At 72.6% G+C, this 25900-nt stretch carries 23 protein-coding genes; 8 read left to right on the top strand and 15 right to left on the bottom strand.

All coding sequences use genetic code 11. From position 1 onward, the window contains the following. Positions 1-46: 46 nt before the first annotated feature. Positions 47-1249, bottom strand: a complete 1203-nt coding sequence (locus QWZ14_RS31725; RefSeq protein ID WP_290321093.1) for a helix-turn-helix transcriptional regulator — start codon at positions 1247-1249, stop codon at positions 47-49. Between the two features lie 200 nt (positions 1250-1449). Here QWZ14_RS31725 and QWZ14_RS31730 point away from each other — a divergent pair, with 200 nt between their 5' ends. The 6 genes from QWZ14_RS31730 to QWZ14_RS31755 all read left to right on the top strand — a co-directional run bounded on the left by QWZ14_RS31730 (position 1450) and on the right by QWZ14_RS31755 (position 6827). Next, complete coding sequence (locus tag QWZ14_RS31730; RefSeq protein ID WP_290321094.1) at positions 1450-1818, top strand: hypothetical protein; 369 nt, start codon at positions 1450-1452, stop codon at positions 1816-1818. Between the two features lie 29 nt (positions 1819-1847). Beyond that, positions 1848-2855, top strand: a complete 1008-nt coding sequence (gene glsA, locus QWZ14_RS31735; protein WP_290321095.1) for a glutaminase A — start codon at positions 1848-1850, stop codon at positions 2853-2855. A 28-nt stretch (positions 2856-2883) separates the two neighbouring features. Next, a complete protein-coding gene (locus tag QWZ14_RS31740; RefSeq protein WP_290321096.1) occupies positions 2884-4620 on the top strand; it encodes an MFS transporter in 1737 nt (578 codons plus the stop codon). Continuing rightward, positions 4620-5603: an asparaginase gene (locus QWZ14_RS31745; RefSeq protein WP_290321097.1), complete on the top strand. Its 984-nt coding sequence runs from the start codon at positions 4620-4622 to the stop codon at positions 5601-5603. Before QWZ14_RS31740 ends, QWZ14_RS31745 begins: the two co-directional genes overlap by 1 nt. A gap of 27 nt (positions 5604-5630) precedes the next feature. Continuing rightward, positions 5631-6137 carry a DUF1269 domain-containing protein gene (locus QWZ14_RS31750; RefSeq protein ID WP_290321098.1) on the top strand — a complete coding sequence of 169 codons (507 nt, stop codon included), beginning with the start codon at positions 5631-5633 and terminating at the stop codon, positions 6135-6137. A 201-nt stretch (positions 6138-6338) separates the two neighbouring features. Continuing rightward, complete coding sequence (locus QWZ14_RS31755) at positions 6339-6827, top strand: hypothetical protein (protein WP_290321099.1); 489 nt, start codon at positions 6339-6341, stop codon at positions 6825-6827. 103 nt (positions 6828-6930) lie between these two features. Here the strand turns inward: QWZ14_RS31755 and QWZ14_RS31760 are convergent, their stop codons facing one another. From QWZ14_RS31760 to QWZ14_RS31805, 10 genes are all read right to left on the bottom strand, one after another. Continuing rightward, on the bottom strand, positions 6931-8568 hold the full coding sequence (locus QWZ14_RS31760) for a complex I subunit 5 family protein (protein ID WP_290321100.1): 1638 nt from the start codon (positions 8566-8568) through the stop codon (positions 6931-6933). Beyond that, positions 8565-10076 (bottom strand): complex I subunit 5 family protein, encoded by a 1512-nt coding sequence (locus QWZ14_RS31765; protein WP_290321101.1) that lies wholly within the window; start codon positions 10074-10076, stop codon positions 8565-8567. The genes QWZ14_RS31760 and QWZ14_RS31765 overlap by 4 nt, the downstream gene beginning before the upstream one ends. Continuing rightward, positions 10073-10411 (bottom strand): NADH-quinone oxidoreductase subunit K, encoded by a 339-nt coding sequence (locus QWZ14_RS31770; RefSeq protein WP_290321102.1) that lies wholly within the window; start codon positions 10409-10411, stop codon positions 10073-10075. The genes QWZ14_RS31765 and QWZ14_RS31770 overlap by 4 nt, the downstream gene beginning before the upstream one ends. After that, positions 10408-11373 (bottom strand): hydrogenase subunit MbhD domain-containing protein, encoded by a 966-nt coding sequence (locus QWZ14_RS31775; RefSeq protein WP_290321103.1) that lies wholly within the window; start codon positions 11371-11373, stop codon positions 10408-10410. Before QWZ14_RS31775 ends, QWZ14_RS31770 begins: the two co-directional genes overlap by 4 nt. Then, a complete protein-coding gene (locus QWZ14_RS31780) occupies positions 11370-11663 on the bottom strand; it encodes a monovalent cation/H(+) antiporter subunit G (RefSeq protein ID WP_290321104.1) in 294 nt (97 codons plus the stop codon). The genes QWZ14_RS31775 and QWZ14_RS31780 overlap by 4 nt, the downstream gene beginning before the upstream one ends. Beyond that, positions 11660-11938, bottom strand: coding sequence for a monovalent cation/H+ antiporter complex subunit F (locus tag QWZ14_RS31785; protein ID WP_290321105.1), 279 nt, complete (start codon positions 11936-11938; stop codon positions 11660-11662). The genes QWZ14_RS31780 and QWZ14_RS31785 overlap by 4 nt, the downstream gene beginning before the upstream one ends. Next, complete coding sequence (locus tag QWZ14_RS31790; RefSeq protein WP_290321106.1) at positions 11931-12416, bottom strand: Na+/H+ antiporter subunit E; 486 nt, start codon at positions 12414-12416, stop codon at positions 11931-11933. The genes QWZ14_RS31785 and QWZ14_RS31790 overlap by 8 nt, the downstream gene beginning before the upstream one ends. Beyond that, the gene (locus QWZ14_RS31795) at positions 12413-15505 is read right to left on the bottom strand and encodes an efflux RND transporter permease subunit (RefSeq protein WP_290321107.1); all 3093 of its coding nucleotides are present in this window, start codon (positions 15503-15505) and stop codon (positions 12413-12415) included. Before QWZ14_RS31795 ends, QWZ14_RS31790 begins: the two co-directional genes overlap by 4 nt. Further along, positions 15502-16623 (bottom strand): efflux RND transporter periplasmic adaptor subunit, encoded by a 1122-nt coding sequence (locus tag QWZ14_RS31800; RefSeq protein ID WP_290321108.1) that lies wholly within the window; start codon positions 16621-16623, stop codon positions 15502-15504. The genes QWZ14_RS31795 and QWZ14_RS31800 overlap by 4 nt, the downstream gene beginning before the upstream one ends. Before the next feature lie 153 nt (positions 16624-16776). Continuing rightward, complete coding sequence (locus QWZ14_RS31805; protein WP_290321109.1) at positions 16777-18243, bottom strand: alpha/beta hydrolase; 1467 nt, start codon at positions 18241-18243, stop codon at positions 16777-16779. A gap of 115 nt (positions 18244-18358) precedes the next feature. Here QWZ14_RS31805 and QWZ14_RS31810 point away from each other — a divergent pair, with 115 nt between their 5' ends. Continuing rightward, the gene (locus QWZ14_RS31810; RefSeq protein ID WP_290321110.1) at positions 18359-19405 is read left to right on the top strand and encodes an AI-2E family transporter; all 1047 of its coding nucleotides are present in this window, start codon (positions 18359-18361) and stop codon (positions 19403-19405) included. Positions 19406-19434: 29 nt separating this feature from the next. Here QWZ14_RS31810 and QWZ14_RS31815 read toward each other — a convergent pair whose 3' ends face one another. From QWZ14_RS31815 to QWZ14_RS31830, 4 genes are all read right to left on the bottom strand, one after another. Next, positions 19435-20889: a GntP family permease gene (locus tag QWZ14_RS31815; protein ID WP_290321111.1), complete on the bottom strand. Its 1455-nt coding sequence runs from the start codon at positions 20887-20889 to the stop codon at positions 19435-19437. 4 nt (positions 20890-20893) lie between these two features. Next, positions 20894-21934: a patatin-like phospholipase family protein gene (locus QWZ14_RS31820; RefSeq protein WP_290321112.1), complete on the bottom strand. Its 1041-nt coding sequence runs from the start codon at positions 21932-21934 to the stop codon at positions 20894-20896. A gap of 26 nt (positions 21935-21960) precedes the next feature. Further along, positions 21961-22479: a hypothetical protein gene (locus QWZ14_RS31825; protein ID WP_290321113.1), complete on the bottom strand. Its 519-nt coding sequence runs from the start codon at positions 22477-22479 to the stop codon at positions 21961-21963. 274 nt (positions 22480-22753) lie between these two features. Next, a complete protein-coding gene (locus QWZ14_RS31830; protein ID WP_290321114.1) occupies positions 22754-23788 on the bottom strand; it encodes a helix-turn-helix domain-containing protein in 1035 nt (344 codons plus the stop codon). Positions 23789-25074: 1286 nt separating this feature from the next. Between QWZ14_RS31830 and QWZ14_RS31835 the strand changes: the two genes are divergently transcribed. Further along, positions 25075-25899: a patatin-like phospholipase family protein gene (locus QWZ14_RS31835; RefSeq protein WP_290321115.1), complete on the top strand. Its 825-nt coding sequence runs from the start codon at positions 25075-25077 to the stop codon at positions 25897-25899. The last annotated feature ends 1 nt before the right edge of the window (position 25900 follow it).

Raw genomic sequence — 25900 nt, forward strand, 5'->3', positions numbered from 1 at the left:
GGGCAGCCCCCGGATGGGGTCGGGCGACGCTTCATCCCCCGCCGGTTCACGGCCGCAGCTGCAGTTGCAGCAGGTCCGTGAGACTGGCCACCGCGACCGCCCCGCGCGGCCGCGGCGACCGCTGCGGCGAGGCATCGCTCAAACCTGCGACGGCCGCGGAGCGCACCTCGCTCGGCGTGCAGCCGTACTCCCGGCGGAAGATCCGGCTGAATGCCGAAGCGTCGAAGAAGCCCAGATCCTCCGCGACCTCGTGGATGCCGCGCTGGTTGTCCGGATTGGCGAGCGCGCGATGCGCTTCGCGCAGGCGCTCCGCCTGGATATAGCGGGCGACGCCGCCGATGGGCTCGAACAGCCGGTAGAGCTGCGAACGCGACATGCCGACCAGCCGGCAAATCCGCTTCGGCGTCAGCGTGGGCGAGCGCAGGTTATGCCGGATGGCCTGGCGCACCCGCTCCATCCTGGTATGGTTGAGCAGCGGCGCCGCGGCCTCCCGGATGCCCGGCGCCGGGGCGATGCAGGCCGCGACCATGGCCCGCGTCGCCGCAACCAGGCGCGGCAGCTCCGCCTCCGTCATGGTGCCGAGCTGTGCGTTGATCATCTCGAGATAGCAACCGAGCAGCAGGCCGAGGCTGCCGTCGAGCCCGACGTGCAGGCTGCGGTCGATGGTCGGGGCGATGCTGGGAAACAGGTCGCGCGGCACCACGAGGCTGACCCAGTCGAGGTCGGACCTTTCGCCGTCGAAGGCGCTGCCGAGCGACATGATGCAGGGGATACCCGGCGCCATAACGGCCGCGCCGGTTTCGTTCCACAGGCTTTGCGTGCCGCGGCGTGCCATCCGGATGACCCAATGATCGATGGCGTCACGCCGTATCTGCGCCGGCGTGCGACGATAGCGCGCCGCCGCGGCGGACACGCTCGTCAGCGCGAAGGGGCCGAGCTTCCAGGCGGTGCAATGCGCGCGATACCCGAAGGCCGGTCCGGGCGGCGCGCCGAGGTCGAGCACGGGACCGCATTGCGCCTGCCAGGCGTCGAACTGCCGCGCCGGCGGCACCGATGCCGTCGAGAAGACATGCACCGGCCGCAGCCTCGAATCCAGCGTGGCATGCTCGAACCCGGGCTGCGGGAGAAACCGGGCGTCATGGACGCGGGCAAGACCTGAGGTCTGCATTCCTGGTGCCTCCCATGCGGTTGCTGCCCGCGGCGGCAGACCCCCTTCGGTGGGCGCGCGCCTCAGCAGAACCCGACCCATGCACGGAAACCGTTTCGGCAGCCCACGGCAAGCAATGCGGATCCATTTGGGACAGCAGGTTCAAACCGGGGATGCCAGGCCAATCCTTTCGCTGGCCTCGGGGGCTAGCGTCGGCACCGCACGCCATGGCGCCGGTCTTCCGCAGTCCAGCGAAGGTCCCGGGGAACCGCGTCGCGGCAGCCAGCAGGAGAAGAGATACGATGTCGTTCCGTCGTTCCAGGATCGCCTCGCCGGCTCTGGCCGGCCTCGTGGTCGCGGCCTTCGCGCTGCCGGCCGCGGCGCAGTCCAGCATGGGGTCGCGCGAATTCCAGGCTGCCGAACTCAACGAGCTGGCACCCGACCTCCGGGCCGAGGTGATGCGCCGCGCAGGCGAGGGCAATACCCCACGCGGGGTGCTCGAGGTCATGCTGCTGAACGCGATGCAGACCCGTTTCCCGGCCAGCAGGATCGTGGCGGTCGACATGGGGCGCGGCGTCGCCGTCATCCAGACACCCGAGAAGCAGCTGAAGGCGCTGACCTTCAACAAGCAGCAGGGGCTGCAGCTCGTCGGCGAGGTCACCCTCCAGTAGCCACCCGGAACCGGCCGGAGACAGCGCGCATGCATCGCCTTCTGCACCTGGAGGAAGCGGCCGGCCCCACGGCCGTCTCCACCGGCCAGCTGCCCGGGGCGGCAGCGGTCGAGGGCCTGGTCCGCGCCGCCTGGGAACGCTATGCCCCGGTCACCGACGGCAAGGTTGCCGACTATATCCCGGTCCTCGCCGCGGCCAGGCCGGACTGGTTCGGGCTATGCGTCGCCGCGGTGGACGGGACGCTGCATGCGGCGGGAGAGGCGGACCGCGCCTTCTCGATCCAGAGCATCTCCAAGCCCTTCGTCTTCGCCCTGGTCTGCCAGGCGCTGGGCGGCGGGCGGGCGCGGGAGTGCATCGGCGTCAATGCGACCGGCCTGCCGTTCAACTCGGTCATGGCGATCGAGCTGAACCGCGACCGCACCATGAACCCCATGGTGAATGCGGGTGCCATCGCCACCACCAGCCTGGTCCCGGGTCGGACCCATGCCGAGAAGTGGCGCTTCCTGCTGGAGGGCCTGTCCCGCTTCGCCGGGCGCGACCTGGCGATGGATGCGGCCGTCTATGCCTCGGAGGCGGCGACCAACCAGCGCAACCAGGGCATCGCGCGGCTGCTGCAGGGCTATGGCCGGATGTACTGCGACCCGGATGAGGCGACCGACCTCTATACCCGGCAATGCGCCGTCAACGTCACGGCCCGCGACCTGGCGGTGATGGGCGCCACGCTGGCCGATGGCGGCGTGAACCCGGTGACGCGGGATCGGGTGCTGGATGCCGACCGCTGCCAGCGCGTGCTGGCCGTGATGGCCACCGCCGGGCTCTACGAGCAATCCGGCGATTGGCTCTACGAGGTCGGCCTGCCCGGCAAGAGCGGTGTCGCCGGCGGCCTCGTCACCATCGCGCCGGGCAAGGGCGGCCTCGGCACCTTCTCGCCGCCATTGGACGAGGCCGGCAACAGCGTCCGTGGCCAGCTGGCGACCCGGTTCCTGTCGGAGCAGCTGGGGCTGAACCTCTTCGCCTCCGCGGCCGGTCCAGGCTGAGCGGAACCGCAGGGAAGGAAACCCGTCCATGAACGTCCAGGCCACTCCGCCGGCACCGCCGCCCGCCGGCACGGCACCCGAGAGCTGGGTCCCGATGATCGCCATCGCACTCGGCCAGGCGATCATGTCCTTCAACGTGGCCGCGCTGCCGGTATCGCTGTCGGGGATGGTGGCGAGCTTCGGCGTCCCGCCCACCACCATCGCGACCGGCATCGTGATGTATTCCCTCGCGGTGGCGGGCTTCGTGATGCTGGGCGCGAAGCTGGTGCAGCGCTTCGGCGCCACCACCGTCTTCCGCTACGTGGTGCTGGCCTTCGGCGCGGCGCAGGTGCTGATGACCTTCGCGCCCGCGGCGCCGGTGATGCTCGCCGCGCAATTGCTGGCCGGCCTCGCCGCGGCGGTGAACGTGCCGGCCCTGGTGGCGCTGATCGCCCATCACTACCGCGGGGCGCAGCAGGCGACCGCGGTGGGGGCGCTGGGCTCGGCCCGCGCCGGTGCCGGCGTCGCCGCCTTTCTCATCGGCGGCATGCTCGGCACCTTCATCGGCTGGCGGCCGGTCTTCGGCCTGCTCATCCTGGTCTGCGCCCTGGTCTTCGTGCTCAGCTCCCGGCTGAAGCCGCAGGCCGGGCGGCCGGAGGTGCGGATCGACCTGGTCGGCGTGGTGCTGGCCGCGGCGGCCATCATCCTGACCGTCTTCGGCGTCAACAACCTGAACCGCTGGGGCCTCGGCACCGCCCGTCCCGGCGCGCCCTTCGACGTGCTGGGCATGTCGCCGGCGCCGCTGATGATCGTCACCGGCCTGGCGCTGCTGCAGCTTTTCGTCGCCTGGTGCCGGCGGGTGCAGGCGCGGGGCGGCACCCCGCTGCTGGACCTGCGGGTCATCACCTCGAACCAGGAGCGCGCGGCGGTGATCGCCATGTTCAGCGTGGTGGCGCTGGAGGCGATGCTGAACTTCGCCGTGCCGCTCTATATCCAGATCGTCCAGGGCCGGACGCCGATCGAGACGGCGATCGCCATGATGCCCTTCAACCTGACGGTCTTCTTCACCGCCATGCTGGTGGTCAGGCTCTATCGCCGGTTCACCCCGCGGGTGATCGGCATGGTCGGCTTCGCCCTGTGCACGCTGGCGCTGCTCTGGCTTGCATTCGTCATCCGCAACGACTGGGGCGCGCCGGTGGTGATGACCGGGCTGATCCTTTTCGGCATTGGCCAGGGGGCTTTGGTCACGCTGGTGTTCAACGTGCTGGTCAGCGCCGCGCCGAAGGAGCTGGCCGGCGATGTCGGCTCGCTGCGCGGCACGGCGCAGAACCTGGCCGCCGGCGTCGGCACCGCGGTGGCGGGCGCGCTGCTGGTCGGCCTGCTCAGCGCCAATGTGCTGCGCGCCGTCGCCGAGAATCCGCGCCTGCCGCCGGAGATCCAGTCCCAGCTCGATCTCGACAGCATCAACTTCGTCTCCAACGATCGGCTGCGCGACGTCATGGCCCGCACGACGGCCTCGCCCGAGCAGGTGGCGGCGGCGGTCGAGGTCAATACCGCGGCCCGGCTGCGGGCGCTGAAGATCGGGCTGCTGATCATGGCCTGCGTATCCCTGCTGACCATCCTGCCCGCCAGCCGGCTGCCGGGCTACAAGCCGGACGAGATCCCGGACGGGGTCCCCGATGAGGCTCCCGGCGGGGTCCAGCATGATATCCCGGACGAGGCGGCACTCGGCCCGACCTTCGCGCGGCCGGTGCGGGCGGGGGTGCGGGCGGGGGGGCCGGCGTGATGGCTCGGCCGCGCATCCTCGTCCTCTCGCTCGGGGGCACCATCACCATGCTGCCGGGCGAGGCCGGCGGCATCGCGCCGCGGCTCGGCGCCGAGGACCTCGTCGCGGCCGTCCCGGCGCTGGCCGATATCGCGGAGGTGGTGGCGCAATCGCCCTTCCGCCTGCCGAGCCCCTCCCTCTCGCCGGCCAACCTGCTCGAGGTCGCGCAGCGGATCGAGAAGGCCTTCGCCCAGGACTTCACCGGGGCGGTGGTGGTGCAGGGTACCGACACCATCGAGGAATCCGCTTTCCTGCTCGATTTGCTGTTGGGCGGCGACCAGCCGGTGGTGGTCACCGGGGCGATGCGCGGCGCCGATGCGCCGGGTGCCGACGGGCCGGCGAACCTCCTCGCCGCGGTCCGCACCGCGGCATCGGCCGAGGCGCGCGGCCTCGGCACGCTGGTGGTGCTGAACTACGAGATCCACGCCGCGCGCTTCGTGCGCAAGGCGCATACCGCGCTGCCTTCGGCTTTCGCCTCGCCGCTCGCCGGACCGATCGGCGTGGTGGCGGAAGGCCGTCCCCGCATTCATGCCCGGCCGCCGCGGCTGCCCGGCCTGCCCAGCTACGGCGGCCCGCCCAGTCGTGTCGCGCTGCTGCACTGGGGCATGGGCGAGGACGGGCGGCTGCTCGAGGTGCTGCTGCAGCTCGGCTATGCCGGCGCCGTCATCGAGGGCATGGGGGCGGGCCATGTCCCGGCCGAGGCGGCGCCGCTGCTCGGCGAACTCGCGACAGCCATGCCGGTCGTCCTCGCCAGCCGTTGCCTGGCCGGCCCGGTCTTCACCGGCACCTATGGCTATGCCGGCGGCGAGATCGACCTGCTCGGCCGGGGCCTCATCCCGGCCGGCATCCTCTCCGGCCTCAAGGCGCGGCTGCTGCTGGGCCTCGCGCTCCGCAACCGCCGCGGCCTGGCCTGCGCCGCCGCGGCCTTCGCGCCTTACCAGTAACCCACAGCGCCCAGGAATGGACCGATCATGGCCGATCTCCTCGTCATCGCCTATCCGACCGAGCCCCAGGCCGAGCAGGTGCGCAGCCGCCTCCTTGGCATGCAGAAGGAATACCTCATCGAACTCGGCGATGCCGTCGTCGCGGTGAAGCAGCCGGACGGGCAGGTGAAGCTGAACCAGCTGTTCTCCCCGGCTGCGGCCGGCGCCGCGTCCGGTGCGCTCTGGGGCTCGCTGCTCGGGCTGATCATCCTCTCGCCCCTGCTCGGGGCCGCGATCGGCGCGGCCTCGGGCGCGCTCGGCGGCAAGCTTGCCGATGTCGGCATCAACGACAAGTTCATGCTCGATGTCGCCAAGAGCCTCGAGGCCGGCCATGCCGCCCTGTTCCTGCTGATACGCAAGATGACGGCCGACAAGGTCATGGCCGAGTTGCAGGGCTCCGGCGGCAGCATCATGCGCAGCTCCTTCGACGAGACCAAGGAGGAAGCGCTCCGCGAGGCGCTGGCGGGGGCGCAGGCCGTCGCCACCGCCGCCTGAGCCGTGGCTGCCGGGCATCCGCTGTCGGCGCCGGAGGTTGTCCGATGCCGGCACGAAGCCCGGCGGGGATCCCGGCCGCCGGACACCCGGCACAGGCATCGGACGCTGCACCCATGCGTGCCCGCTGGCGCCGCGCCGCATCCGTACCCAGCGCTGCCGCGGGCAATCCTCGCCACCTCCCAGTCACCAGGAGTACCACCCATGCGCCGCCCATCCCGCCGCCGCCTGCTGCTGCATCACGGGCCCCTGCTGGGGGCAGCGGCGCTGCTCAACGCCTGCGCCCGAAGCGGTGCGGTCGGACCCGCCGTGATCCGCGACCAGGCACCCGACGCCACGGTGACGATGCGGCTCGTGCAGGCCGGCTTCCTCGGCAGCGGGGGCGGGGGCAGCGGCGTCCTCAGCATCCGTGGGCAGGAGGTGCCCTTCGGCGTGCTCGGCCTCGGGGTCGGCGGCATCGGCGCCTCGACGGTGGATGCCGACGGCGAGGTGTACAATCTCAGTGACCCATCACGCTTCGGCGGGACCTACGCCCGGGCGCGGCTCGGCGCCGTCGCCGGCACCCAGAGCATCGGCGAGATGTGGCTGCAGAACCAGGCGGGGGTGATCATGCGGCTGCGGACGCGCCGCACCGGGCTGATGCTGGCGCTCGGAGGCGATGTCGTAAGGATCACGCTGCGCGAGGCCGGCTGAGCCCGCCCGGGCACAGCGGGGAGGACCTGCGCCGGCGGATCTCCGCGCCGTCATCCGCGGCTGGGGGTGGCTGCCGCCGCCCTCGGCATCGGGTGCGGCGGTGTCAGCGTGCCGCGGCCAGCATCGTGCCGAACAAGGCCAGGATCAGGGCCAGGAGCGCCATCCCCGCCACCGGCCAGGCGCGCAACGCCGCCTCCAGCCGCGCGACCGCCGCGCCGATGGCCTCGCCAAGGCCTCCGGCCCGGCCGGTGAGCACCAGCAGGTCGCCCTCCGGCACGCGCGGCAACCGCCCGCCCCAGCGGGCCAGCGCTATGGCGAGCAACGCCCCCGCCAGCACCGGCCAGAGCGCCATGGCGAGGTCCTTGCCCAGGACGTCCCAGGGATTGCCGAGGCCCAGCGGCCGGTACAATGCCCAGGGCAGCAGCAGGGCCGCCGCAGCCATGCCCAGCCAGGCCGCCAGCAGGACCGGCGCCAGGATTGGCACGGACCGCGCCGCCGCCGGCCGCACGGCCGCGAGGCGCCGCGTGAAATGCAGCATCAGCAGCGTCGAGCCCATGGCCGAGAGCGCCGCGAGCAGGCCGGGCAGCCCGTCGCCGAGCTGCGGCTTCACCGCCGCCTTGGCCAGCGCCCCGCCCGTGCCCGGCATGCCGCCGAAGCCCAGGGCCAGCACCAGCGCCGGCAGCAGCACCAGCGTCCGGCGGCGGGCGCCACCCAGGACGGCGCCCACCCCCACGGCGAGGAACAGGGCCCCCTTCGCCAGCACATGATGGGCGGCATAGAAGGCGACGGCCATGGCGGTGCCGGGGACTGCCAGCGCCAGGCCCATGCCCAGCGCGGCGACGGTGACGCCCATCTGGCTGACGGTGGAATAGGCCAGCACCGTCTTCGGGTTGTCCTGGGTGATGCCGCAGCCGACCCCCCAGAAGGCGGTCGCCAGCCCGAGCCCGGCCAGCACCCCGCCCCAGTCCGCCGCATCCGGCGGCAGGAAGCGCAGCAGGCCGATGATGCCGGCCTTGACGATGGCGCCGCTGAGCACCGCCGAGGCCGGCATCGGCGCCGCCGGATGCGCCAGCGGCAGCCAGACATGCAGCGGGACCAGCCCGGCCTTGAGGCCGAAGCCGGCGACCAGCAGCCCCACCACCATGCTCCGCGCCGGGCTGTCCGGCAGCGCCGCCAGCGCATCGGCGATGGCAAGGCTCGGCCCGGGCACCGCATCGCCCAGCAGCGCGAAGCCGAGCAGCAGCGCGACCTCGCCGAGCACCGCCAGCAGCAGCGTCACCTCGCCGGCCCGCCGGGCGCGCGGCGTGCCGTCCTGCACGATCAGCCCGAAGGCGGGCAGGCTGACCAGGGCGAAGGCCAGGTAGAAGCTGACGAGATCCGCCGCGACGAAGACGCCGAGGCTGCCGGACAAGGTGACCAGCCACCACAGGGCGAAGCGCCGCGCCCCCGGCTTGCCGCCGAGATAGCCATGCGCATAGGCGCCCGCCGCGCTCCACAGCAGCGCCACCGCGCCGAGCAGCAGCGCCGAAGGCGCGTCCAGCGCCAGGGTGAAGCGCAGCCTGGCGGGATCGAGGACCAGCGGCGGGCCGTCCGCCGCCAGCAGCGCCGCGGCCAGCGCGGGCAGCGGCGCCAGCCAGAGCAACCCGGGCAGGCGCCGCCGCGGCGCCTCCCACAGGCAGGCAATCAGCAGGCCGAGCGGAGCGCCGAAGCTGGCCAGCAGCAGGTACTGGGACCCGGTCACGGCGCGGCCCCCAGCCGCCCCACCTGCACCAGCCCGAAGGAGGCGAGCGGCAGCAGGCCCAGCCCGACCGAGACCAGCGCCAGCGCCAGCGCCACCAGCTGCGGCCCGCGCGACGCCGCTGCCGGCAGCGGCGCATCGCCAATTGGCGCATCGGTCACGGGCGGCGCCGTCAGCGACCCGGCCAGCACCCGGTAGACATAGCCGCCGGTCAGCACGCCGCCGCCGACGATCACCAGCGCCCACCACCACTGGCCGGTGGCGACGGCTGAGGTCAGCAGCAGCCATTTCGCGGTGAAGCCGCCGCTCGGCGGGATGCCCATCAGCGACAGGCCGGCCAGCCCGAAGGCGACGACGCAGACCGGCACCGCCCGTCCCGCCCCGCCCAGCGCCGCGATGCGGTCGTGCCCGAGCGCGCCGGCGATCAGCCCGGCCGCGAGGAACATCGCCGCCTTGGCGAAGGCATGCGAGGACGCCTGCAGGATGCCGCCCAGCCAGGCACGGGCGGCGACCTCGGCATCGCCGGCCAGGGCCAGCGGGAACATCAGGAAGAGGTAGCCGATCTGCGCGACGGTCGAGTAGGCGACCAGCAGCTTCAGCCGCGCCTGCCGCAGCGCCACCAGGCTGCCGGCCAGGATCGCCGCGGCGCCCAGCGCCGCCAGCAGCGGTGCCGCGGCCGCGGCGGCGAGCGGCGGCATCACCCAGAACCACAGCCGCAGCAGCAGCACGAAGGACGCCTTGACCACCAGCCCCGACAGCACCGCCGAGGCCGCCGGCGGCGCCCCGGCATGCGCCGGCGGCAGCCAGAGATGCAGCGGGAACAGCGCCATCTTGGCCGCCAGCCCGGCCGTCATCAGCGCCGCCGCCAGCAGGGTCGGCGCATCCGCCCGCGCCCGGCCGGCCAGCAGGGCGATGTCCAGCGTGCCGTAGCCGCCGTAGAGCAGCACGGTGCCGAGCAGGTAGAGCACCGAGCCGATCAGCGCGAAGAGCAGGTAGCGCAGCTCGGAGCGGAACTGGCTCGGCTTGCCCTCGAGGCAGGCGAGGGCGAGCGCCGCGAAGGTCAGCATCTCCAGCGCGACGAAGAGATTGAACAGGTCGCCGCCCAGGAAGGCCGCGGCGAGCGCGGCCGAGAGTGCCAGCAGGAAGCACCAGAAGGCGAAGGGTGCCCGGGCCTCGGCGAGGCCGGGCGGCGTCGCATGGCCGGTCCGGCCGAACAGCGCGACGGCGAGGAGGACGAGGGCCGCGGTGAGCAGCATCGCCGCCGTCACGCCATCGGCGCGCAGGGCGAGGCCGAGCGGCGGGGCCCAGCCGCCGACCGCATAGGCCAGCGGCGCCCCGGCCCGGTACACCGCCGCGGCGACCAGCATGGCCAGCAGGGCGCCGAGGCCGAGCGCGGCGAGCGCCAGGCGCTCCGCCGCCCGGCCGCCGAGGACGAAGGCGACCAGCATGGCGGCGACCGGCAGGATCAGCGCCAGCACCAGCAGGCTGCCGCCGGGCGTCGCCGGGCTCATGCCGCGTCCGACCCGCCGGGCTCCGCGCCGTCGGATTCCGAGATCGTCGCCGCGCCGGTGATCTGGTGCATGCGCAGCGCCACGACCACGGCCAGCGCGGTCGCGGCGAAGGCGACCACCAGGCCGGTGATGACCATGGCCTGCGGCACCGCATCCGCGCCGCCGCCCGCGGTGCCGCCGCGCTGCGCCACCACGCCGAACAGCAGGAAGACGCCGGCGCCCAGCAGGTTGAAGGCGAGGATCTTCCGCAGCACCGCCGCCTGCACCAGGAGGCCGAACAGCCCGAGGCCGACCAGCGCCGCTCCGGTGAGGCCGAAGATCGGCGCGCCGCTCATGTCACGCGTTCCGGGGGGTGTTCCGGCGGGCCGGCGATCAGCAGGGCCAGGGCGGCGGCGACCGAGAGGGTCATCGCCGCCTCGATCACCAGGATCAGCGGCTTGGCCAGCGCCGGCGGATAGGCGAGGAAGCCGTCGGCGATGCCGAAGCCGGCGAGCCCGACCAGGACGAAGACCAGCGGCCCCGCCACCAGCATCAGCCGCACCCGGCGGTCGGCGACGGAGGGCGCCTGCACCAGCCCCGCCGCCCAGGCCACCACCCACATGGCGGCCAGGATGGTGCCGCCCTGGAATTTCCCACCCGGCGCGTCGGTGCCGACCCAGGCGATGTAGATGCCGATGACGAGGCCGACCGGCGGCAGCAGCCGGGCCAGCAGCGCCAGCGGTCCGTCGTCCTGCCGCGGGAATTCCGGCCCCGGCCGGCCGCCCCAGTGCCGGTCCGGCGCCATGGACCAGACGGCCAGCACGGTGAAGACCAGCACCACCGATTCGAGCAGCGTGTCGAGGCCGCGGAAGACCATCAGCACCGCCGCCACCGGGTTGCCGAGGCCGAGCGGGGCGGTGCGCGCCGCCGCCTCCGCCGCCAGCCCGGGCGCGGGGTCCGGCAGCGCCAGCACGGCCAGCGCCAGGGCCAGGCCGACCGCACCGGCCAGCAGCCCGGCGGCCAGGACCAGCGCGCGGCCGGGCGTGGCGGCCGAGACTTCCTCCTCCCCGCCGCGCAGCCGCACCACCGCCAGCAGCAGGATGACGCCGGTGGCGCCGGTGCCGATCGCCGCCTCGGTCAGGGCGACGTCCGGTGCACCCAGCCGCACCCAGGCCAGCGTCAGCAGCAGGCCGAAGCCGACGAAGCCGATGGTGGCGGGGAAGGCGGCAGGCGCCGCCAGGGTCCAGCCGGCGGCCGCCAGCACCAGCGCGGCCAGGAGACCGTCAAGCACCCCGGCCAGCACCCCATCCAGGGTCATGCGGGCGGCTCCGGCCCGCGCACCCGCTCGGCGATCAGCTGCGCCGCGGTGGCGCCGGACAGCAGGACCAGGGCCCAGACCAGCAGGAGCTTCAGCGCGAAGAACCAGCCGGGCACGAAGGGCAGCAGCCCCAGCACCACCAGGCCGAGGCCGAGGTTGTCCGCCTTGGTCAGGGCGTGCAGGCGGCTCGGCGTATCCGGGAAGCGGATCACCCCGGCGGTGCCGGCCACGAAGAAGCCGGCGCCGGCGGCGACCGCCAGCAGGCCGAGGAACGCCAGGACGGCGCTCATCGGGAGCCGACCAGCCGCGACGCCAGCACGAAGGCAACCGAGGCGAAGGCGCCGAGCAGCGCCAGCACCAGCGCCACGTCCAGCAGCGCCGGCTGCCGCGTCGCCGCGCCCAGCAGCAGCAGGACGGCGATGCCGCCGGTGCCGAGCAGCTGGGTCGCCATCAGCCGGTCCGCCGGATCGGGCCCGCGCAGCACCCGCCACAGCCCGCCGGCGACCGAGGCGAGGATGACCAGGGCCGCCAGGATCAGGGCGACCAGGACCGGCGCCTCAGCCATGCCGCACCGCCTGGCCCGCGGCGGCGGCAAACAGCGCCTCCGCCGCGTGCATCTCCGCCGCCACCGGCAGGCCGGTATCGAGGGCATGGACCAGCAGCCGCCCCGCCCCGTCCAGGCCGCAGGGCAGCGTGCCCGGCTGCAGGCTGGCCAGCAGCCGGAAGCCGTCGCGCGCCGGGCCGGGCGGCATGCCGAGGGGCACCGCGACCACGCCGGGCCGGACGCCGCGGCGCGGGTCGAGCGCGCGCCGGGCGATGTCGATGCCGGCGCCGACCGAGGCCTGCAGCACCGCCGCGCCCAGGCGGAGCGCCGGCCGCAGCCGCGGCGCCCGGCCCGAGGCGGGTAGCAGGCGGAGGCTCATCCCGGCGGCAAGCGCCGCGGCCGGCAGGCCGAAGGCCAGCCCGGACGGGTCCGGCCCGGCCAGCACCAGCCAGAGGCCGAGGAAGGGCAGGCCGCGCCGGACCACTGCCGCCATGCTCATTCGGCCACCACCCCGGCCGGCGCCCGTGCCGTGGCGTGGCTGCGGTCCGGCGCCCGGGCGCGGAACAGGGTGACATAGAGCACCGGCAGCACCACCAGCGTCAGCAGCGTCGCCACCAGCAGCCCGCCCATGATGGCGAAGGCCATCGGCCCCCAGAAGACCGTCGGCGCGATCGGGATCATCCCCAGCACGGTGGACAGCGCGGTCAGGGTCAGCGGCCGGAAGCGGGAATTGCTGGCCGCCACCACCGCGTCCCAGACCGACAGGCCGGCCTCGCGGTCGGCCTCGATCTGCACCAGCAGGATGACGCCGTTCTTGGCGATCATGCCGAGCAGCGCGAGGATGCCGAGGATGGCGACGAAGCCGAGCGGCTGGCGGAACAGCAGCAGCGCGCCGACCACGCCGATCAGGCCGAGCGGCAGGGTCGCCACCACCAGGGCCAGCCGCTGGAAGCCCTGGAGCTGGAACATCAGCACGGTGACCATGATGGCCAGCATCAGCGGCACGACCGCCAGCACCGAGCCGCGCGACGCCGCGCTCTCCTCGGCGATGCCGCCGAGCTCGACGCGGTAGCCCGGCGGCAGGCCGGCGGCGATGGCGGCGATGGCCGGCTCGAGCCGCGCCACCGCCGCTTCCGGCAGGTTGCCCGGCACCACATCCGCCCGCACCGTCAGCGTCGGGACCCGGTCGCGGCGCCAGATCAGCGGGAATTCCTGCTCGTAGCCGAAGCTGGCGAAGGTGCCGAGCGCGACCGTCCGCCCGCCCGGCACCGAGACCTGCAGGCTGCGCAGTGCATCGAGCGACAACCGCTGTTCGGGCAGGGCGCGGGCCACCACCTCGATCAGGTAGATGTCGTCGCGCAGCTGGGTCACGGTGGTGCCGGTGATGGCGGCATGCAGCGTGGCGGCGAGGCCCGCCGAGCTCAGTCCGAGCTGGCGCGCCTGGTCCTGGTCGATCCGCACGCGGAGCTGCCGGGCCGGCTCCATCCAGTCGAAATTCACCCCGCGCGCGTCGCTGTCCGCGGCCACCGCGCCGGCGACGCGGAAGGCGATCTCGCGCACCCTGTCCACCTCCGGCCCGGTGACGCGGTACTGCAGCGGCCAGCCGACCGGCGGGCCGAGCTCGAGCGGATAGACCCGAGCGACGGCCTGCGGGAATTCCTCGGCCAGCAGCACTTCCAGCCGGCGGTGGAGGCCCTCCCGCGCCGCCAGATCCTTCGCCACGACGACGACCTGGGCGAAGAAGGGGTTGGGCAGCTGCGCGTTCAGCGGGAGGTAGAAGCGGATGGCGCCGCGGCCGACGTAGGCGCTCCAGCGCTCCACCTCCGGATCCCGCTCCAGCACCGCATCCAGCCGCTGCACCGCGGCCTCGCTGGCATGGATGGAGCTGCTCTGCGGTAGGGTCAGGTCCACCAGCAGTTCCGGCCGGTCCGAGGCCGGGAAGAATTGCTGCGGCACGAAGCGGACGGCCCATAGCGAGAGCAGGAACATCCCGACCGCGAGGGCGAGCGTCAGCCAGCGCGCCCGCATGGCACCGAGCAGCAGCGCGTTGTACAGCCGCAGCGTCAGGCCCGGCGGCTTCGGCGCCTCCCCCTCCGGCCGGTCCGGCCGCTTGAGGATCGCCATGCCGAGCACCGGCGCGAAGAGCACGGCGCTGACCCAGGACACCATCTGGGTGACGGCGACGACGGCGAAGATGCCGAAGGTGTATTCGCCGGCCGAGCTGGCGGCGAAGCCGATCGGGATGAAGCCGGCGATGGTGACCAGCGAGCCGGTCATCATCGGCGCCGCCAGCGTGCGATAGGCATAGGTCGCCGCCTGCTGCTTGGTGTCGCCGGCGGCCAGCCGCCGGATCATGGCGTCGATCGCGGTCATCGCGTCGTCGACCAGCAAGGCCAGCGAGATGATCAGCGCGCCGAGCGAGACCCGGTCGAGGTCGATGCCCCAGAGCCCCATGAGCGGGAAGGAGATGGCCAGGGTCAGCGGGATGGACAGCGCGACCACCGAGCCGGGACGGAGGCCGAGCGACACGAAGCTGGCCACCAGGGTGATCAGGATCGCCTGCCACAGCGATTCCATGAACTCGCCGATGGCGTCGTCCACCGTGCGGGCCTGGTCCGCCACCAGCACCGGCTCGATGCCGATGGGCAGCTCCGCGGTGATCGCCGCCATCTCCCGCAGCACGGCCTTGCCCAGGGTCAGGATGTCGCCGCCCGCCCGCATCGCCACCGCCAGGCCGATCGCCGGCTGCCCGTTCACCCGGAACAGCGGCTGCGGCGGGTCGGCGGTGCCGCGGCGGATCTCGGCGATGTCGCCCAGCCGGACCATCCGGCCATCGGCGACGAAATTCACCGCCAGCAGGTCCTGCTCCGTCCCGAAGGCCCCGGAGACACGGATCGACAGGCGCTCGTCGCCGGTCTGCACCAGCCCCGCCGGCCGCACCAGGTTCTGCGCCTGCAGCGCCGCGGCCAGCGCCTGCAGGTCGAGCCCGAGGCCGGCCAGGCGCTCGGTCGAGAATTCCAGGAAGATGCGCTCGTCCTGCGCGCCCAGGATCTCGACCTTCGCCACATCGGGCACGCCGAGCAGGCGGGAGCGCACCGCCTCGACCTGGTCGCGCAGCTCCCGGTGGGTGAAGCCGTCGGCGGTGAAGCCGTAGATGATGCCGAAGGTATCGCCGAAATCATCGTCGAAACCCGGGCCGATCACGCCCTGCGGCAGGGTGTGGCGCATGTCGCCGACCCGCTTGCGCACCTGGTACCACATGTCCGGCACCACGGCCGGCCTGGTCGAGCCCTTGAGGTCGACGAAGATCGTGGTCTGGCCGGGCACGGTGTAGCTGCGCAGCGTGTCGAGGTTCGGCACCTCCTGCAGCGTGCGCTCCAGCCGCTCGGTCACCTGCAGCAGCGTCTCCTCGATCGAGGCGCCGGGCCAGGCCGCCTGCACGACCATGGTGCGGAAGGTGAAGGCCGGGTCCTCGTTGCGGCCGAGCCGGAAGAAGGAAAGGCTGCCGGCCACCACGGCCACGATCATCAGGTAGATGGTGACCGACCGGCGGCTGACCGCGACGGCCGAGAGATTGGGGCCGATCATCGCGCCGCGGCCTGCTGCCCCAGCAGCCGCACCTTCTGGCCCGGCCGCAGCGCCTGCACCCCGGCGGTGACCACGGTCTCGCCACTCTCGAGCCCCTGGCCGACCAGCACGCGGGCGGGGTCGAAGCGCACCACCTCGATCACCCTGAGCGACACCGTCTGCGTCGCCGGATCCACCACCCAGACCGCCGGCTGCGCCTGCGACCGGGTCAGCGCCCCGGCGGGGATCTCGATCAGCGCGCTGCCGCCGATCTCCATCCGGCCGCTGACGGTGGAGCCGAGCCGCATGGCCGGCGGCGGGGCGTCCAGCCCGACGCGGACGCGGAAGGTGCCGGTCATCGGATCGGCCCGCGGCGAGACCTCCCGCACCCGGCCCGTGGCCCGCACCGTGGGGTCCATGGTCAGCATCACCTCGATGATCGGGTCGGCCGGGGCCTGGTCCTTCATCGCCGGCGGCACGTCGAAGACCGCGTCGCGACCCTCCTCCCGCGCGATCTGGACGATCATGCGGCCGGGCTGCACGACCTCCCCCGGCTCGGCGCCGCGGGCGGTGACCGTGCCGCCCGCATCGGCGTGCAGCTCGGTATAGCCGAGCCGGTTCTCGGCGATGTTGACCTGGGCCTGGGCGGCGTCGAGCCCGGACTCGGCCCCGCGCAGGGTGCGCGTCGCCTCGTCGTAGCGGACGCGGGTGGTGAAGCCGGTCTGCAGCAGGTCGCGTTGGCGCTGGTAGTTGTTGCGCGCCTCGGTCAGCTGGGCGCGGGCGGCGGAGGCCTGGGCGCGGGCGGCGCGCAGCGAATTCTCCTCGTTCTGCCGGTCCAGCCGGGCGACGAGCTGGCCGGCGGTGACGCGGTCGCCGACATTGACCAGGCGTTCGACCATGCGGCCGTCGATCCGGAAGGCGAGGTTGACCTCGGTCTCCGCCGCCACGGTGCCGGTGATCGAGACGCTGTCGCCGCCGCTGCGCGGGGCGACGGTCACGACCCGCACCGGCCGGATTTCCGGCGCCGGCGGCGGCGCCGGGTCGTCGCAGGCGGCCAGCAGCATCGGCAGCAGCAGCGCGGGCAGGGCACGCGGCCGCTTGCGGAAGGGGATGTTCGCCGTGCGGCCCGGGCGGCGCATGTGGTGTCCCTCATCCCGGTCTGCACGCAAGTCGGGGCAGCGCCGGGCCGCCGCCGGGATGCAGGCTAATGACCCGGCCAGGGGGTTGGGATCAGCCCGGCGTCCCGGCCCTGCCCCATGCGTCCCAAAGCGCCCCGCCGCGGGCCGGCCGCATCAGCGGGCCGGCGCCAGCCCCTCGTCGATCCGTGCCAGCAGGTAGGGAAAGAAGGGGTTGGAGGAGAGTCGCGTCACCGCCTCGGGGCTGACCGTCAGCACCCCGCGCTCGCCGCGCACCGCGAGGGCGCCGAGCCGCACCCCGAGGTCGTCGGCCGGGTCGGGGTCCAGGCCGTAGAGCCCGTCGCTGACGGGAAAGGGCAGCGCGACATGCGAGAGGGAGAAGATGTCGCGCGGCCAGGCGAGGCCGATCGGCCGGACCCGTTCCGCCGTGGACCCGGCTTCGGTCACGCGCTCCACCGCCTCGGCCTGGTCAGGCCCGGCATTGGCGATGATGGTCGTGCGATAGGCCCGCGCCCCCGGCGGCAGCAGCCGGTCGAGCGCCGCGGTGGTGGCCGGCGTCAGCAGCGGGCCGAGCCGGGCATTGCGGTTGATGTCGAACAGCACCAGCTCGCTGCCCTTCGCCGGCAGCTGGTCGTAGAGCGCGGTCACCACCGCCCGGGTGCTGACGGTGAAGTCGACCACCGACTGGAAGGTGAGGATGGGCGGCAGCTGCGCCAGCCGCCCATCCGCCGCCTGCCGCAGCACCTGCGCCTGCAGCGCCGCGGTGAGCCGATGCGACTGCCAGGCGCCGTTCACCGGGAAGGAGTTGTACTTGAAGGGGATGAACTCCGGCACGATGCCGAGCCAGGCGGTCTTGGCGAAGCGCGGGAAATAGGCGGGCAGCGCGGCCAGGCCGACGAAGCGGGCGAAGGCGGTGATACCGACCATGGGGGAGACGAGCACCAGCCGCTCCGCCCGTGGCAGGCCCGGGTCCTCGGCCGCGTCCAGCGCGTATTTCATGGCCAGCGCCCCGCCGTTGGAAAACCCGACGATGTGCAGCGGCCGGCCCGGCCCGGCCCGCCGGCGGGCCTCCCGCATCGCCAGGCGGGTCGCCGCCTGCCAGTCCTCCCAGGTCACGTCGGTCAGCGCGGCCGGCACCGTGCCATGCCCGGGCAGGCGAAGCCCGATGACGGCCCAGCCGCGGTCCCGGTAGCGCGCGCCGATATGGCGCAGGCTGAAGGGCGCGTCGGTCAGCCCGTGCAGCAGCACCACCGCGCCCCGCGCCTCGCCCCCATCCCCGCCGGGCTCGAGCACGAAGGAGCGATTCCAGTCCTGCGCGAAATGCGCGGGATGCAGCGGGCTGCCGGCGAAGTAGCGGTTGGCCGGGATCTGGTCCTGCGGCTCCAGCGCCTCGGTCACCTTGCGGCGCACCGTGGCGAAGGCCTCGTCCTCGGCAGCGAGGTAGCCTGGCCAGTCCGCGGCATCGAGCGCCTTGGCGCCCAATTCCTCCGGCACCACAAGATGCCAGGGCGAGAGCGGCGGGCCGCGCTGGCTGTCCCAGATGCGCAGCACCAGCAGCGCGACGACGAGCATCGCGGCCCCGAGGGCAAGGCGGCGCGCCAGGCGCCGGATCCAGGCAGGCATGCGCATCACGTCCCCTTTGCGGTCCTTCCGTCCCAGCCGCCGCGGATTCCGGGACGCCCAGCTTGCGCCCTCGCACCGGCTGCACAAGCCTGTCCGGAATGGAAAGGCGGGTGGGATGCCGGATCATGCTTCACGCTGGATGCTCGGCCTCTGCACCGGCATCCTCGTCGCCGTGGCGCTCCACCTCGCCGAGGCGGTGCTGGCGCCGGTCGCCTTCGCCCTGTTCGCCATCGCGCTGGCCTGGCCGGTGCAGCGGGCGATGCAGTCGCGGGCGCCGCAGCTGGTGGCGCTGCTCGCCGCGGTGCTCGTCACGCTGGTCGTGCTGGTGCTGCTCGCGCTCGCCATCGGCTGGGGCTTCGGGCGCGTCGCCCGCTGGGTGATCGCCAATGCGGCGCAGCTCCAGGCGCTGTACGCGGCCAAGCTCGACTGGCTGGAGGCGCGGGGCATCGGCGCCGCGGCCGCGCTCGCCGGCGAATTCGACATGCGCCAGCTGGTCCGCATCGCCCAGGCGGTGATCCTGCAGTTGCAGGGCGTCCTCGGCTTCCTCGGCCTCACGCTGGTCTTTGTCATCCTCGGCCTGCTGGAGGTCGCCGTCGCGGGGCGGCAGCTGGCGCGGCTCGGGCGGCACAGCGCGGCCGCGGCCGGGGTGCTGCGGGCGCTGACGCGGACCGCCGCCAGGCTGCGGGCCTACATGCTGGTGCGCACGGTGATGAGCATCGCCACCGGCATCGCGGTCTGGGGCTTCGCCCGCCTGATGGGGCTGGAGCTGGCGGCGGAATGGGGCGTGATCGCCTTCGTGCTGAACTACATCCCCTTCATCGGCCCGCTGCTGGCCATCCTGTTCCCGACCTTCTTCGCCGCCCTGCAGTTCGGCAGCTGGCAGGCGGCGCTGACCGTCTTCGTCGTGCTGCAGGCGATCCAGTTCCTGTCGGGCAGCACCCTGGAGCCGCGGCTGGCAGGGGCGCGGCTGGCGCTCTCGCCCTTCATGGTGCTGGTCGCGGTCTTCCTCGGGGCGCTGCTCTGGGGCATCCCCGGCGCCTTCATCGGCGTGCCGGCGCTGATCCTGGCGCTGGCCCTGTGCCAGGAGTTCCCGGGCAGCCGCTGGGTGGCGGAGCTGCTGTCGGGCCGGGTGCCGGCCGAGGGCGCGCCGCCGCCCGGCTGACCGCATCCGGCACCTGGCCCCGCGCCGGGTCAGAAGGACCCCACCAGCCCGCCGAGGAGGATCACCGCCGCCAGCGCCGCGACGGAGCTCACGATCGCCACCATGACGATGTCGAGGTAGCTCTCCTTGTGGGTGCAGCCGCAGACCGCCAGCAGGGTGATCACCGCGCCGTTGTGCGGCAGGATGTCGAGCGTGCCGGCGCCGATCACCGCGATCCGGTGCAGCAGGCCGGGATCGATACCCTGCGCCGCCGCGATCGCCATGTAGGTCGGGCCCAGCGCCTCGAGCGCGATGGTCAGGCCGCCGGACGCCGAGCCGGTCAGCGCCGCCAGCAGGTTGGTGGCGACGGCCAGCGACACCAGCGGCCCGCCGCCGATGCCGAGCACCCAGTCCCGCACCGCCTCGAAGGCCGGCATGGCGGCGACCACCGCGCCGAAGCCGACCAGGCTGGCGACGCTGAGCACCGGCAGGACGGAGGCATTGGCGCCGGCATCGACCGAGGCGCGCAGCTCGGGGATGCGCCGCCCGCCGGTCGCCAGCAGCGTCAGGATGCCGGCCAGCAAGGCGGTTGCCACCGCCCAGACCCCGCCGACGGCCGCGAGCGTGATGCCGCCCCAGCGCGGCCCCTTCAAGAAGGCGGTGTCGAGATTGGGCAGTACCAGGAAGGACATCGCCAGGTTGGTCAGCACCACCACCAGCAACGGCAGGAAGGCGAGGGCCGGCGGCGGGCCGCTCGGCGCCTGCGCGCCGTGGCGGATCTCGGCCGGGTCGAATTCCCGTGCCGCGACGGCGCGCTCGCGCACCAGCGGATCGGCCGCCGCGGCCTCCGCCGCGCCGGGCCGGTCGTCGCCGAAGCCCTCGCCGCGGACGCGGGCCTGCGCCTCCGCCCGCCGCAGCCACCACAGGCCGATCGCCAGCATGATGGCGGAGGCGACGATGCCGAGGCCGGGCGCGGCGAAAGGTGTGGTGCCGAAGAAGGGCATCGGGATGGTGTTGGGGATGGCGGGCGTGCCCGGCAGCGCCGACATGGTGAAGGTCGAGCTGCCGACCATGATGGCGGCCGGCATCAACCGGCGCGGAATGTCGGCGGCGCGGAACAAGGCCATCGCCATGGGCCCGAGGACAAAATAGGCGACGAAGAGGCTGACGCCGCCATAGGTGACGATCGCCCCGGCCAGCACCACCGCCAGCACCGCCCGCCGCATCCCGAGCCGGGCGGTCATGAATTCGGCGATGGCGCCTACCGCGCCGCTGTCCTCCATCAGCTTCCCGAACAGGGCGCCGAGGAGAAAGATCGGGAAGAACTGCGCGACGAAGCGCGCCGCCGCCCCCATGAAGGTCTCGGTCCAATGCGCCAGCAGCGGCTCCGCCGCGAAGGCCGCCGCGACCATCGCCGCAGCCGGCGCCAGCAGCAGCACGCTCCAGCCGCGATAGGCCAGCCAGACCAGAAGGCCCAGGCCCAGCAGGATGCCGAACAGCCCCACCGCCTCAGACCCCGGCCAGCAGGCGGTCGAAGTCCACGGTGGAGCGCTGGCCGATCGCGGCCCCGTGCTCGTCCAGGAAGAGGCCGGCCGCCTTGCGGCCCTCATCCCGCAGCATCGCCAGGAAGTCCCATTCCGCGTTCAGCTTCGAGGAAGCACCGAGCTCCACCATCACGTCGTTGCGCACCATGTGCATGCGCATCCTGGCCCAGCCCTGCCCCTCGCCGCCGCCGGCATCGGCCACCTGGCGCAGCAGGGCCAGCATCTTCAGCTCCTTCAGGGCGACGGCGTTGAAGGAGATCTCGTTCACCCGGTCGAGGATGTCGCGCGCGCTGCGGGGCGTGCCGGGCCGCTCGATGGGGTTGATCGGGATCAGGATGGTGTCGTCCGACTCCAGCTCGGTGATCAGGGGCACCAGGGTCGGGTTGCCGGCGAAGCCGCCGTCCCAGTAGGATTCGCCGTCGATCTCGATGGCCTGGAACATCTGCGGCAGGCAGGCCGAGGCCATCAGCGCCGCCGGCGTGATCTCGGCGTTGCGGAAGATCCGCCCGCGGCCGGTACGCACGTTGGTCGCGGTGACGAAGACCTTGATCGGTCCCTCGGCCAGCGCCTGGAAGTCCACGCTTTCGCGCAGCACCTGCTCCAGCGGGTTGCCGCCGAAGCTTGGCATGTCATAGGGCGAGATCAGCCGCGCCAGCAGGTCCACCATGAGGTAGGCCGGCGAATTATCGAGCGTCCAGCGGCCCAGCATCCGGTCGAGCGGCCCGCGCTGGAAGGGGCTGTAGCGCGCGGCGTCGGCGACGCGCTTCCAGAAGGCCTCCAGGTCCGCCAGCGCCCCGGCCGCACCGCCCTTGGCATAGCCGCTGGCCAGCACCGCCGCATTCATCGCGCCGGCGGAGGTGCCGGAGATCCCCTCGATCTCCAGCCGTTCCTCCTGCAGCAGCCGGTTGACGACGCCCCAGGTGAAGGCGCCATGGGACCCGCCGCCCTGCAGCGCGAGGTCCACCAGCACGCGGCCGCGCGATGCCTGGGCCGGGGATTTCGCCATGGGGTGCCCTCCGTGCTTCGGTCTGGTCAACCACGCGCGTCGCGCCGGGCCTGGGCGTTGCGGCCGGCCTGCGAGACGCTGCCGATCCGCGCGCCATGGATGGTCGGGCGTGGCTTCCGGCTGGGCTTCGGCTGGGCCTCGCCCTGCCCACCATGGCCCGCCGCCGGATGATTTGGCGCCTGGGCCTGCCGGCGGGCGAGCGCGCCGCGCAGGCGCTCGGTGTCGCGGGCGCGCTTCTCCGCCGCTAGCAACGCGTCCAGGCGGGCATTCACGCGCCGCAGGCCATGGGCGAAGACCTGCTTCTTCGCGGCGAGGCCGCGGTCGGCATCCGCGATGGGCGTTGCCGCGGCGGACTTGCCGCGCTTGGCGCGGCGGTGGTCGGACATCAGGTCGCGCGCGCGGTTGCGGCGGGCGCGCAGCCAGCGTGCCAGTTCCAGCAGCGCCTCGCGCGGCAGCTCCTCGAGCAGCGGGAAATGGCTGCGCCGGATCGGCTCCAGCTCCTCCTCCGAGAGCAGGCGGATTTCCGTGGCGAAGGTCATGCTCATCGGCCAATGCTCCCTGCGATCCTGCAACTGAGACGGCGATCGCCGCCCCGACGGGGAGCGACAGGAAGCGCGGACACCATGGCCGGCCCCTTGGGGCGGGACGGCACGGCCCGCTGCACCGGCGAGATGCCCGGGGCGCCAGCGCCGCGCATCCGTCGACCGGCATGCGGCGGCGCCCGCGATACCGCGGCACCATAAAAGCCGGTCCCGGGAGCGGAAACCGGCGATCCGTCCCGCGACTGGTCCGTGCGTCCCAGAACGAGTCGGCGGAGTGTCAGTCCTGGGGACGGATGGCGCCCGTTGCCGCACCCAGGCGACGGAGGATGCCCGCGAAATCGGCGGCGTGCAGGATGTCGTTGCAGAGGGGCGCTTCGGGCAACCACCTGCCGAAGGTGGCGCGGGCTTCGCTCGGCGTGTAGCCGAACTCCTGGCGGAAGGCGCGGCTGAAGGCGGAGGCATCGAAATGCCCGACCCGTTCGGCGATGGCGGCGACGGTCAGCCGGCACTCCGGATCGCCCAGCATGGCATGCGCGAGCCGCAGCCGCTGCGCCTGGATGTAGCGCGCGACGCCGCCATGTGGCTCGAACAGGCGGTAGAGCTGCGAGCGCGAGACGCCTCCCAGACGGGACAGCTTTTCCGGGGCGAGGGTCGGCGAGGCGATGTTCCGGCGGATGACCTGGCGGAGCCGTCCAAGCCGCGTCACCTCCACGTCGTGCCGCGCCATGGCGCTTCCGCCTGCCTCATTGAGCAGGCAGGCGGAGACCATGGCCCTTGTCGCCTCCGCGAGGGATGGCAGCTCGGCCAGCGTGACGCCCGGCATCCGGCGTTCGAGCATGGTCATGTAGTCGACCAGCAGGCCCGTCCCGGGACCATCGAGGATACGGCTGCCCAGGCGGTCGAGCCCGGCCGCCAAGTCGGGGAAGCTGTCACGCGGGACATAAAGCGAGATCCAATCCGCCATTGAACGGTCACCCTCATGCGGCAGGCCGAGCGTGAACAGGATCGGCTGCAGGCGCCCGGTGCGGATCACCGCATCGCCGATGCGCAGGCGAAACTGCCCGCTGCGCGCCACACGGATGACCCAGTGATCGACGCAGTCGCGGCGGATCTGCCGCAGGCTGCGTTCGAAGGCCACGGCGGGTGCCAGGTTGCGCATCAGCGCCAGCTGGCCGAGGGACCAGATCTCGTTGCAGGCCTTGAATTCATCGGCCACCCGCGTCAATGGCCGGAGCGTATTGAAGGAACTGTACTTGCTGTTCCAGACATCAAATTGATGCTGCTTCTCGACGTCGCCTGTCGAGAACACCATCGGCAGCAGCCTGCCGGCACCACCGGCTGCTGCGTCCGGCAGGGCAGGAATGTCAGGCATCCGAGCGGTTGGCCGGACATCGGCCAGGGACACTGTCGACATCGCGCTAGGCAACCTCCCGGTCGCATGGCATCGGAATGCACTTCCGGAGATGCCGATGGCATTAACTTGGTCGCGAGCAGATTTGGAATAATTCCGAAACCGCGCATTGCGTGGGCGATACGGCTATGCCGGATGCCTTGACGTGGTCACGCGATGATCCATTCCCGCGCGCCACCATCGCCGGGTATCGCGGTGCGATCCATAAGCGCCGCCATCGTGACATGCCGGCTGTTATGGACCAGCACAGTCCGGTTGCCTGACCGGACCATGGAGAGCGACCGTCCACCGGCCCTGCTGCCCGGCGCTGGAGACCGGCACCGCAATGCACCTGCGGATGTCGCCATGCATTTGTCCCCGCGTGCTGCGGGCCACCCGACACCGGGCACTCGCCTGTGCCAAAAACGGATAGCGATTGCGCACGGAAGGCCGGGGCCGATTGGGCTAGATCATCCGCTGCTAAACAGCATCCCGTGCGGCGAGAGCGGATGGAGCGCGCCGCTGCGTCAGGACCATGGGTGCACGCACATCCCAGAACTCAACACGGATGATGGGCAGAAGCGTGCATCGGCGGGGCCGGCGTGTCACGCGGGTGGCCGGCCATCAGGGGCAGCGGCGCGCACCGCTTACCGGACAGTTGCCATCGCGTGCTCCACCCTTCTGGCCACGGCGTGCAGTCTCGGCAGCGACCCTGCTACCGTCCAACCACGCAGTCTGGTACCCACCCCCCCGGCCTTTCAGGGCCACCGCTGCTCGACCCTTTCGTCCCCCCCCGCGAAACAATCATCGCGTGGGTTTAAAGGAGGCGAGCGGCCTGCATATTCCGGTGCCCCTGGTCTGCTCGGCGTGAATGGCGCTGAAGCCTTGCGCCTGACGCAGGCCGCCCGGCATGATCGAGCGACGTGGCGCTGCAATCCGGAGCCGAAGGCTATCGACGATCAGCGCACCAGAGGGCATCGCTGCAACGTTTGGTCGATTTACGCATTTTTGCGGCTACTTAAATTACCTATCGCAATGCACCAATGAAGGGAGCCTCGAGCGGCATGCCCTGACAGATGCCGAATTTGGATACGGATTGCGATTCATCGGATCACACGATACCCCATTGAACTCCAAGAGTTGCCAGTTCGGTTCCACGCCGGATGGGATTGACCCGACTACAAATGCTCCGTGTCGGGAGGTCGCCGATGTCCCAATTCCGTCCAGCCCGGCCGGCAGTCCTGCCATCCCGACGATTCCTGTTGGCCCTGGTCGCCGGAGGAGGGCTGGCCACCAGCCTGCCCGCCTGCTCCCTCCCGACCCGGCTCGCCGCCGTGCCGCGCGGCGGCGCCAGCACCGCGACGGTGCTCGGCTTGCCGGATGAGCGGTTCTTCCCGACCGAGGCGGCAGGCCAGACTGCGCTGCAGCGGGAGTTCGTCGCCGCCCTCGAGCGCCAGCTGGCGGCGCGTGGCCTGCCTTCCTCCGCGCCCTTGCCGGAGTCGGACCTGCTCGGCATCTCGGGCGGCGGGGAGAACGGTGCCTTCGGCGCAGGGCTGTTGAACGGTTGGACGGAGCGCGGTGGCCGTCCCGGCTTCTTCCTGGTAACCGGCATCAGCACCGGCGCGCTGAGCGCTCCCTTCGCCTTCCTCGGCAGCGCCTGGGATGCCAAGCTGAAGGACGTCCATACCAACATCACCCTTGCCGACATGCTGGTGCAGCGCAACTTCACCGCTGCGGTGTGGGACGACGGCATGGCGGACAACAGCCCGCTCTTCAGCACCATCTCCCGCTACATCGACGAGGCGCTGCTGGCCGAGATCGCCCCCGCCTACGACGATGGGCGGTTGCTGCTGATTGGCACCTCGAACCTCGATGCCCAAATGCCGGTGATATGGCGAATCGGCGCCATCGCGCGGAGCGGGCACCCGAAGGCGCTGGACACGATTCGACGCATCCTGCTGGCCTCCTCCGCCATTCCCGGCGCCTTCGCACCGGTGCTGGTCGACGTGACGCTGGACGGCAAGCCCTTATAGG

Origin of the sequence: Paeniroseomonas aquatica, assembly GCF_030409335.1 — a bacterium.
GTDB lineage: Bacteria > Pseudomonadota > Alphaproteobacteria > Acetobacterales > Acetobacteraceae > Belnapia > Belnapia aquatica.

Coding starts and splice junctions, on each gene's coding strand:
- QWZ14_RS31725 (WP_290321093.1), bottom strand. CDS start 1,249: ATGGGTCGGGTTCTGCTGAGGCGCGCGCCCACCGAAGGGGGTCTGCCG.
- QWZ14_RS31730 (WP_290321094.1), top strand. CDS start 1,450: ATGTCGTTCCGTCGTTCCAGGATCGCCTCGCCGGCTCTGGCCGGCCTC.
- glsA (WP_290321095.1), top strand. CDS start 1,848: ATGCATCGCCTTCTGCACCTGGAGGAAGCGGCCGGCCCCACGGCCGTC.
- QWZ14_RS31740 (WP_290321096.1), top strand. CDS start 2,884: ATGAACGTCCAGGCCACTCCGCCGGCACCGCCGCCCGCCGGCACGGCA.
- QWZ14_RS31745 (WP_290321097.1), top strand. CDS start 4,620: ATGGCTCGGCCGCGCATCCTCGTCCTCTCGCTCGGGGGCACCATCACC.
- QWZ14_RS31750 (WP_290321098.1), top strand. CDS start 5,631: ATGGCCGATCTCCTCGTCATCGCCTATCCGACCGAGCCCCAGGCCGAG.
- QWZ14_RS31755 (WP_290321099.1), top strand. CDS start 6,339: ATGCGCCGCCCATCCCGCCGCCGCCTGCTGCTGCATCACGGGCCCCTG.
- QWZ14_RS31765 (WP_290321101.1), bottom strand. CDS start 10,076: ATGAGCCCGGCGACGCCCGGCGGCAGCCTGCTGGTGCTGGCGCTGATC.
- QWZ14_RS31770 (WP_290321102.1), bottom strand. CDS start 10,411: ATGAGCGGCGCGCCGATCTTCGGCCTCACCGGAGCGGCGCTGGTCGGC.
- QWZ14_RS31775 (WP_290321103.1), bottom strand. CDS start 11,373: ATGACCCTGGATGGGGTGCTGGCCGGGGTGCTTGACGGTCTCCTGGCC.
- QWZ14_RS31780 (WP_290321104.1), bottom strand. CDS start 11,663: ATGAGCGCCGTCCTGGCGTTCCTCGGCCTGCTGGCGGTCGCCGCCGGC.
- QWZ14_RS31785 (WP_290321105.1), bottom strand. CDS start 11,938: ATGGCTGAGGCGCCGGTCCTGGTCGCCCTGATCCTGGCGGCCCTGGTC.
- QWZ14_RS31790 (WP_290321106.1), bottom strand. CDS start 12,416: ATGAGCATGGCGGCAGTGGTCCGGCGCGGCCTGCCCTTCCTCGGCCTC.
- QWZ14_RS31795 (WP_290321107.1), bottom strand. CDS start 15,505: ATGATCGGCCCCAATCTCTCGGCCGTCGCGGTCAGCCGCCGGTCGGTC.
- QWZ14_RS31800 (WP_290321108.1), bottom strand. CDS start 16,623: ATGCGCCGCCCGGGCCGCACGGCGAACATCCCCTTCCGCAAGCGGCCG.
- QWZ14_RS31805 (WP_290321109.1), bottom strand. CDS start 18,243: ATGCCTGCCTGGATCCGGCGCCTGGCGCGCCGCCTTGCCCTCGGGGCC.
- QWZ14_RS31810 (WP_290321110.1), top strand. CDS start 18,359: ATGCCGGATCATGCTTCACGCTGGATGCTCGGCCTCTGCACCGGCATC.
- QWZ14_RS31820 (WP_290321112.1), bottom strand. CDS start 21,934: ATGGCGAAATCCCCGGCCCAGGCATCGCGCGGCCGCGTGCTGGTGGAC.
- QWZ14_RS31825 (WP_290321113.1), bottom strand. CDS start 22,479: ATGAGCATGACCTTCGCCACGGAAATCCGCCTGCTCTCGGAGGAGGAG.
- QWZ14_RS31830 (WP_290321114.1), bottom strand. CDS start 23,788: ATGGTGTTCTCGACAGGCGACGTCGAGAAGCAGCATCAATTTGATGTC.
- QWZ14_RS31835 (WP_290321115.1), top strand. CDS start 25,075: ATGTCCCAATTCCGTCCAGCCCGGCCGGCAGTCCTGCCATCCCGACGA.